The following is a 749-nucleotide window of genomic DNA, read 5'->3' on the forward strand; positions in this document are numbered from 1 at the left end:
CCATCGCGCTGGCTGTGCAGCGCACGCTGGATGCCAATGGCGTCACCGGCCAGACGATGCAGCAACTTCAACGCAATGAGACGGGCCAGTATGGCTACGACAGCCCCATCAATTACTATCAGACCGGGCCCGATGGCGTGGCGCATCTGGTGGCCGTTACCGACGTTGCTGAGCTGCGACGGGCGTGGACGGAGGTCCGGGCACAGCAACAGGAAGACGCGCCGATCCCTGACTCCCCAGAGCTACGCATCACCGCACTATCGGCCCAGGAACGCGATGCCCACGAACAGGCGCTGCGCGAGGCGAACCGTGAGGGACTCTCCATCGGCGAGGCGCAGCAGGTCGCTGCCGCTGCTGCGCTGGGCGTAGCTGATCAGCGCATTGAAGAGGCGTTGGCGCCGGAGGTGCAGCAGCGGGAGTCGGGACCTGTAGAGGCCACCGTTGCTCCGGCAATGGCCGCCGCCTCGATACCGCCCATCAGTGCACCGCTCYCCACGGAGGCTGATCGTGCGCAGTCTTCTGAGATGGATCGCCACGACGAAGCACGCCGCACCGAGGCGGAGCGGGCGCAGGCGTCGAGAGAAACCGAGGAAGCCGATCGGCGCCACGCCGTCGACACGGCAGACGAGGTGGTCAGACAAGTGCCGCAGGCGCAGACCAATCATCCGGAGACAGCTGAAGCGCCGCCCATGTCTCCTGCTGGCTCCAGTGCTCCCGACGCAATGAACCTCCAGCCCGCCCATGTGGAG

General features: G+C 66.3%; 1 protein-coding gene. It reads left to right on the forward strand.

What is annotated here, in order from left to right:
• A partial coding sequence (locus ACXJKJ_RS30490) for a hypothetical protein (protein ID WP_457395168.1) occupies positions 1–749 on the forward strand: 749 nt, incomplete at both ends.

This window comes from Roseateles sp. P5_E1, assembly GCF_054049335.1.